Source organism: Rickettsia asembonensis, assembly GCF_000828125.2.
Lineage (GTDB): Bacteria > Pseudomonadota > Alphaproteobacteria > Rickettsiales > Rickettsiaceae > Rickettsia > Rickettsia asembonensis.
This window is the reverse complement of sequence record NZ_JWSW01000002.1, coordinates 1-7,330: the sequence shown is the minus strand read 5'-3', so window position 1 is coordinate 7,330 and position 7,330 is coordinate 1. Positions and strand designations below refer to the sequence as shown.

Genomic DNA, 7,330 nt, shown 5'->3' with positions numbered 1-7,330 from the left:
TTATCTCTCAACACTTTCATAATATTACCATCCTTATCCTGACTTACAATCTCGATATCTCCTTTGTGTAATTTATAAGCATTTGCTGCAGTTTGATCTGCAATTTTACTTCCTTTTACTGCAACTTTTCCCCCCTCTATAGCAGCTTTCCCTAGAACTTTTGCTCCTTGATATACTGCATAGCCTGTGAATACTATTAATGCTCCAAGTAGTTCCCCATCTCCGCTATCAGATGATTTTCCATATTTTTTAGCCTTTCTTGCTCTTTCGTTATCCTCTGCTGCCCATTGATTTATACGGGCACGTATGACATCCGGGTCTTCCATAATACCTCCTTCATAATTAAATAACTATTTAACCATGTTACAATCAAAAGTCAAATATTATTTTAGAAATTCTATTTTTATTAACTGAGTTCAGCTATCAAAGAAACTTCGTAATTACCTGTAAATATTCATCTAAGACTTTTTGGTTATTCTCAACAAATTTTAAAGCTTTTTCACGATAAGCTTTAAGTTCTAGAGAATTATTAGGGCTAAGTAGATATGTTAGTTTGGTTAGTAAATCTTCACCGTTTTTGATTTGGATAGCTGCTTCATTTTGCAGTACGCCTTTAGCGATATCGGTGTTTTTACTCATATCGGGACCGAATATAATACAATTAGAGAAATATGCCGCTTCTAAAATATTATGTCCGCCTTGTTTAAAAGAACCGCCGATAAAAGAAATTGTAGCTACGGAAAAAAACAATCCCATTTCACCGAATCTATCAACTATATAAAGATCGTCGCTTAATACAGGTAAATCATTTTGCGATTTAGCGGTAGCGGATAAATTATGTGACTTACAATTATCGATAATTGATTTAATTCGCTCAGGATGTCTTGGAATTAATATAATATAGCAATCTAAAAACTGCTCTTTTAGGTTTTTTATTATAGGTAAAATCACCTCTTCATCTTCGGGGTGAGTGCTGGCAAATACCACGATTCGTCTATTGTCTAAATGTAAACTTAGTTTTGATAACTCTTCTTGATTAACTGGAAGTTTTTCGTTGGCAAATTTAATATTACCTAAATTAACTGCATCCAATATGCCAAGTTCATTGAATTTTTGTAAGTCACGCTCGCTTTGCACAATAATTTTACTGAAATTTTTGAGGATAAGCTGAAAGAAGCTTTTTCTTTTTAGCCAAGCTTTAAATGATTTATCGGAAATACGAGCATTTACTAGCAGTAACTTACACTGCTTCGCTCCTTCATTAATAGTACACGGCCATAATTCCGATTCTATAAAAATACCTAAATTAGGTTGCCAATTTTTTAAAAATTTTCGAGTAAAAATAATATTATCTATCGGTAAAAATTGGTGAACTGCTATTTTAGGTAATTTGGCAGTTAATATTTTAGCGGAGCTGTTAGTCCAAGAAGTTACTAAAAAACGAATGTCAGGATAGCGTTTACTTATATTACTTATTAAAGTTAAAGCTGCAATTGACTCGCCGACGCTAGCTGCATGAATCCATATTAGACTTCTTGCATAACTTGCTTCTAAAGGTAATTTAGACGTCAATCCGGTACTCGAATCTGCGCGATCACTTGTGTACGCTGCGGTTCGAGGTGAAGTGTCTCCTTTAAATTCCTCTTTATTAGCGGACGTTTGTAAGAAGTCTAATGAATAGTCTTGTCGATGCTTACCTATAGCAAAACGTTCTTGGATGCGTCTTATATCTTCCTTACCTATTAATAAACGTATAAGAATTATGATAAAATAAATAGGTAATAATATAAAGCTTAAAGCATAATATAATAACATCATTTCTTTAAACTCTCTGTTAAGCTTGCTAGTTGTTTTTCAAGGCTTATATGGTTTTGTATTTTATCATTTGTGAGTTCTAAAGGTGAGCCAACTATGATTTTAATGGTACAAAACGGTAGGGGTATTATTAATTTATCCCAACTTTTTAATCTGAAACATCTAGAAGTGGAGCTGACTATAGGAATAAGTTTTTTGTTATATCTATAGGCAATTTCGGTAATGCCGCTATTTACTTTATATACCGGTCCTTTAGGACCGTCCGGCGTGACTATTATATTTGCACCTTGAGATAACTTACTTATAATATTACGTAAAGCTCCAATTGGATTTTTATTAGTAGAACCTACTATCACTTTGCAACCGAATTTTCCTACTAAATCGTTTAAAATTTTCCCGTCTAAATGCGGTGATATTAAAGCATAGATATTTCTATGTCCTATAAACATAGCCGGACTTAAGGCAAGCATATTATGCCAAAATGCAAAGATTACTCCTTGTTCGTTTAGGAATTTTTCCTTATTGCCGTTATCGTAAAATATAAATTTCTGCCTTGAAGTAAAATAAACAAAACGCAAATACCAATATAATAAAATAGTAATTATACTAAGTACGTATTTATTATTTTTTAAAAATTTTTTAAAAACTTTCTGCATTTATTACCTTATTTGTCATACCGTGTAAAGGTTGGGATTGTTGCATGGCTCTTATGTCATTCCCGCGAAAGCGGGAATCCAGAAAAAAAAGGTATAAATACAACAAATTTTTGAAATTAAAAGCTCGATTTATCTTGCTTTATACTGGATTCCCGCTTTTGCGGGAATGACATCGAGCAGATTTCTTGAGCCATGCAACAACGCCGTAAAGGTTACGGTATCCATATAAATATTTACATTGTTAATGTTATTTCTGCTTTATTAGATACCTCAGGTACAAGCCGCGGTATGACAGCTTAGTATTATAAAGCATCACAAGCTCTCTCAATTCTAATACAAGCTTCTTCTAGCTCTTCCATAGAAGTGGTGTAAGAGATTCTAAAATACCCTTCTAAGCCGAAAGTGATACCGGGTACTACGGCAACTTTTGCTTCTTCAAGTAAATATTCGGCAAAATCATTACTATTTGCAATAATTTTTCCTGATTTAGTTTTATGCCCAAATATTTTATCGCATTTAACAAATAAGTAAAACGCTCCTTCCGGCTTATAGCACTCAAAATATTTTACTCTTTTCAAAATTGATAAAGCAAGATCACGCTTTTTTTGAAAATTTAAAGCATTAGGCTTTATATAATCTTGAGGACCGTTTAATGCTTCAATAGCAGCCATTTGACTTATTGAACAAGGGTTTGAAGTACTTTGCGACTGAATAATAGTCATTGCTTTAATCAAAGTTTTAGATCCTGTACCGTATCCTATACGCCAACCCGTCATAGAATAAGCTTTAGATACACCGTTTACGGTAAATATTCTCTCTTTTAAATCAGGTGCTATTTGGGCTAATGTATAAAATTTAAAATCATCAAAAGTAATATGCTCGTAAATATCATCGGACATTACGTTCACATGAGGATATTTTCTTAAAACTTTAGCAATATTTTCTAGCTCTTCAAAATTATAGCTTGCACCTGTCGGGTTACTAGGTGAGTTAATAATAAGCCATTTAGTTTTATCGTTAATTAAACGTTCTAAAGCTTCCGCACTTAATTTAAAGTTATTTTCAATTCCGCAATTTACAAAAACAGGCGTTCCTGTGCTAAGTGCAACCATATCAGGATATGAAACCCAATAAGGTGCCGGAATAATTACCTCATCCCCTTTATCCAAAGATGCCATAAACAAATTATATATAACTTGCTTACCGCCGGTGCTTACTATTATTTCATCAAGTTCGTAATCTATATTATTTTCACGTTTGAATTTGTCTTTTATTGCTTGCTTTAAAAGAGGCATCCCCTCAACGTTAGTATATTTAGTAACGCCGTCTTTAATGGCTTTGATTGCTGCTTCTTTAATATTGTCAGGCGTATCAAAATCAGGCTCACCGGCACCAAGTGCAATGATATCAACTCCCGCTTTTTTAAGTTCAAGAGTTTTTTTTACGACTGCAAGGGTCGGCGACGGCTTTATAGAATTTAGTCTCGTAGAAATAATTGACATAATTTTGAGTCCGTATTAAATGAAAGCTATAGTAAAATCAGTAATTTCAAGAAATAAATATTAATTTTTATAATGAAATCTACAATTATATATTATAATTTGTTTAGGATTGACAGAATATATTAGTCTATGTTCGTGGTTAATTCTACGTGACCATAAACCTGATAATATATGTTTTAAAGGTTCGGGCTTACCTATACCTGTAAACGGTGCTTCTTGGATATTTTTTATTAGAAGTTTAATACGTTCATATTTTTTAATATCGTATTTTTTCCAATACGCTAAGTCCTCCGCTGCTTCTAGTGTCCACTCAATCTCAATCATCTAAATTAACTTTAGCAAATTCTCCTCTTTTTGCTTGTTCGATAGATTTTTTTATTCGATTAGCATTAGCCGGATTAGATAATAAATATAATGTTTCTTTTGTAGATTCATATTCTTCTTCGGTTAAAAGAATAATATTCTTATGATTCTTTCTTTTAATAAGATAAGGGACATGATCGTTTTCTACGGTATTTAGTACAGAGCTTAAGTTTTTTCTAAATGAAGTGCCGCTAATTGAGTTCATGAGCTACCTATGGATGTACTTATAACATGTACATCCTAGCTTCAATTCCATTAATTTACAAGTAAAATTATTATTTTATTTAAAAATTTATCAAGATATGCTTTATTATAGTAAGTAATATTAATTTAGTAATTAAACTATGTTCGGTAAAATAAAAGACAAAATCAAACATTATTGCTTAACTATAATAAATATACCGAATTTTATTAAGAATAAAATTTTAGAATTTAAAAATTATATAAGTGATTGTAAATATAAATTCTCTCATTTAGCCGAAACTAATTATCAGCTTGGACTTGATCATTTATATAGAGGTAATTTAAATGATGCATTTCTTAGGTTTAAACTAGTCGATAAATTTTTTAATCCTAATGATTCTAAAGTATATTATCAACTCGGGTGGGTTTATTTTTTAAAAAATAATTACAGACAAGCTATAGAATATTTAGAAAAATCTAATGAAAAATATAAAGCTATATTTATAAATTTTTTGAAAAATTATAAGGATATTACTGAAATACCGGAGGAAATTTGGGGAAAATATCGTGATTTAACTGCACAATATTATCCTACTATTTTTAATAACGATAAAAATATCCATCTCCCGTATAGGTTTGTTAATGATACACTCAAGCAGATATCTGATTTACCGGATAATTATTCTATTTTGGAACTTGGAAGTAATATAGGGCTGGTAGGTTATGAAATACAAAAACGTTTTCTGGAAAGTTTTACTTTAACCGGTGTAGAAATTTCTACTTTAATGAATGATTTACAAGAAACATATTACCCAAACACTAAAATTTACGATCAAATATATAATATTGCTATCAATGAATTTTTAAAACAAAACTCTAATAAATTTGATATTATTTTTAGTTTTTGCGGATTATCGTTTACTAACAATTTAATAGAATATTTTAATTTAATATACTCATCTCTTAGTGAACAAGGGCATTTTGCTCTTTGTTTACCGAACGCCGCAAAGACACAATTTTCAGTAAAACGCAAAGAATTTATTTTTAACTTGAATGAAATAAATAATTTTTTACAAAAAAATAATTTTACTATATTAACTTCGGAAGAAATAATACTAGCGGAAAACAATAAATATAGTATTATTGTTTGTAAGAAATAACATAAATCAATGAGAATTTTAATTATACTATCTATTATACTATGCTCATTATTCGCAAGAGCTGATCTTGAATATGTTGATAATGACATATATAACTATAATGGTGGAAGAAATGAAAACGGTTGCTTAGAAGTTTACGATCCATACGAAAAATTTAACCGTAAAGTGTTTGCATTTAATTCTGTACTAGATTATATAATATTGCGTCCTTTAGCAATAGGTTATAAGAATATCACGAATGATTACGTAAAAGCACGTGTTAATAGTTTTGTCAGTAATGTTGATACACCGCTTACGGCGGTAAATTACGGGCTTCAGTTAAATTACGATAAAACTATGAAAAGCGTTTGGCGGTTTCTCATTAACACGACGCTTGGCATAGGAGGTTTATTTGACGTAGCAGGTAAAGTAGGTTTGCCGTCTGAACGTCAAACTTTCGGCAGTACCCTGGCACATTATGGAGTTGCCCCAGGTCCTTATTTAGTATTGCCGATAATCGGTAATACTAACGCAAGAGATATGACGGATTCGGTAATTACTAATTATGCTCTTAATCCATTAATGTACTACACTCATAATGATTTTGATTTAGGAGTACTAGCAGTTAGTAAAATAAACGATCGATATGTTGTATTACCGTTTAGTGATTATGTGATGAAGAATTCTACCGATCCTTATGTGGCTATTAGATCAGCATTACATCGTGCTCGTGAAGCATCGGTTCAATATCCTGAAAATTTTAAATGTCCTAAACCCAAGAATTAATTAAATTAACGAGGATTATATGCAAAAAATTATTACAGGTTTATTTTTATTAGTTATGACGTTTTTCGCTTATTCTAGCGAGAAAGTGCCTGCTGGTTTGAATGATTACGTTACTAATTTAGTAGATGAAGCTTCTAGTATATTAAATGATAGTAAGCTATCTGAGCGAGTAAAAATTGCTAAAGCACGTGAGTTAATGTCTCAGAACCTAGATTTTGATTGGATGGCTAAGTATACATTAGGCAGAAATGGGATAAAAACTTTATCAGGTGGACAGGTTCAGGAATTCATCAAAGTTTACTCTAAATATGTTACTAAATCTTATACTGATTTAATAAAAGATTATAAAGGTGAACAGCCTAAAATAGTAGGAGTTCGTCCTTTAAGCTCGACCGATTTTATGGTTGCTATGAATATCGTTAGTAATAAAGAGCAAGACCCTATTAAAGTAGAATATCTTGTACGTGAAATGAAAGGGAACGGAAAAGATGTTTTTAAAGTTTCTGATATAATTACGGAAGGTGTAAGTCTTATTGGGGCTCAACAAGACGAGTTTACCGATACTTTAAAAAATCAAGGCTTTGAGGCACTAATACAAAAATTAGAAAGTCGTTCTTAATGACCCGATGTCATTTCTGCGAAAGCAGGAATCCAGCCCTTTTCTGTGTTATACCGTGGCTTGACCACGGTATCTAGGAAACAATAAAAATACTATTTTTAACTGGATTCCCGCTTTCGCGGGAATGACATCAATATCCACGCAACAAAGTCCGTTTGCTAATAGCGTCAAACAACATAAATCACTCACATGAAAATCCTAGCAGGCAGTAGTAATAAGTTACTTGCATCTCACTTAGCTATAGCATTAAATATTAAGGAGTGTTGA

At 31.7% G+C, this 7,330-nt stretch carries 9 protein-coding genes; 3 read left to right on the top strand and 6 right to left on the bottom strand.

The annotated features are described in order from the left end of the window. The 6 genes from SB78_RS00550 to SB78_RS00525 form a co-directional block, all read right to left on the bottom strand. Positions 1 to 326 (bottom strand): hypothetical protein (locus tag SB78_RS00550; RefSeq protein WP_041077637.1); only part of this gene is annotated, 326 nt, incomplete at its 3' end. Between the two features lie 97 nt (positions 327 to 423). After that, the gene (gene waaA, locus SB78_RS00545) at positions 424 to 1,818 is read right to left on the bottom strand and encodes a lipid IV(A) 3-deoxy-D-manno-octulosonic acid transferase (protein ID WP_041077635.1); all 1,395 of its coding nucleotides are present in this window, start codon (positions 1,816 to 1,818) and stop codon (positions 424 to 426) included. Further along, positions 1,815 to 2,471, bottom strand: a complete 657-nt coding sequence (locus SB78_RS00540) for a lysophospholipid acyltransferase family protein (protein ID WP_041077633.1) — start codon at positions 2,469 to 2,471, stop codon at positions 1,815 to 1,817. The genes waaA and SB78_RS00540 overlap by 4 nt, the downstream gene beginning before the upstream one ends. 302 nt (positions 2,472 to 2,773) lie before the next feature. Beyond that, a complete protein-coding gene (locus SB78_RS00535; protein ID WP_041077631.1) occupies positions 2,774 to 3,973 on the bottom strand; it encodes a pyridoxal phosphate-dependent aminotransferase in 1,200 nt (399 codons plus the stop codon). Between the two features lie 60 nt (positions 3,974 to 4,033). Beyond that, positions 4,034 to 4,297, bottom strand: coding sequence for a Txe/YoeB family addiction module toxin (locus SB78_RS00530; RefSeq protein WP_041077629.1), 264 nt, complete (start codon positions 4,295 to 4,297; stop codon positions 4,034 to 4,036). After that, a complete protein-coding gene (locus SB78_RS00525) occupies positions 4,290 to 4,541 on the bottom strand; it encodes a type II toxin-antitoxin system Phd/YefM family antitoxin (RefSeq protein ID WP_014391803.1) in 252 nt (83 codons plus the stop codon). The genes SB78_RS00530 and SB78_RS00525 overlap by 8 nt, the downstream gene beginning before the upstream one ends. A 139-nt stretch (positions 4,542 to 4,680) precedes the next feature. Here SB78_RS00525 and SB78_RS00520 point away from each other — a divergent pair, with 139 nt between their 5' ends. From SB78_RS00520 to SB78_RS00510, 3 genes are read left to right on the top strand one after another with little or no spacing between them, the layout of a single operon-like run. Further along, entirely contained in the window at positions 4,681 to 5,679 is a 999-nt protein-coding gene (locus tag SB78_RS00520; RefSeq protein ID WP_041077626.1) for a methyltransferase domain-containing protein, read from the top strand. Between the two features lie 9 nt (positions 5,680 to 5,688). After that, positions 5,689 to 6,444 carry an MlaA family lipoprotein gene (locus SB78_RS00515; RefSeq protein ID WP_041077624.1) on the top strand — a complete coding sequence of 252 codons (756 nt, stop codon included), beginning with the start codon at positions 5,689 to 5,691 and terminating at the stop codon, positions 6,442 to 6,444. 19 nt (positions 6,445 to 6,463) lie between these two features. Next, positions 6,464 to 7,063 carry an MlaC/ttg2D family ABC transporter substrate-binding protein gene (locus SB78_RS00510; RefSeq protein WP_041077622.1) on the top strand — a complete coding sequence of 200 codons (600 nt, stop codon included), beginning with the start codon at positions 6,464 to 6,466 and terminating at the stop codon, positions 7,061 to 7,063. Positions 7,064 to 7,330 lie beyond the last annotated feature (267 nt).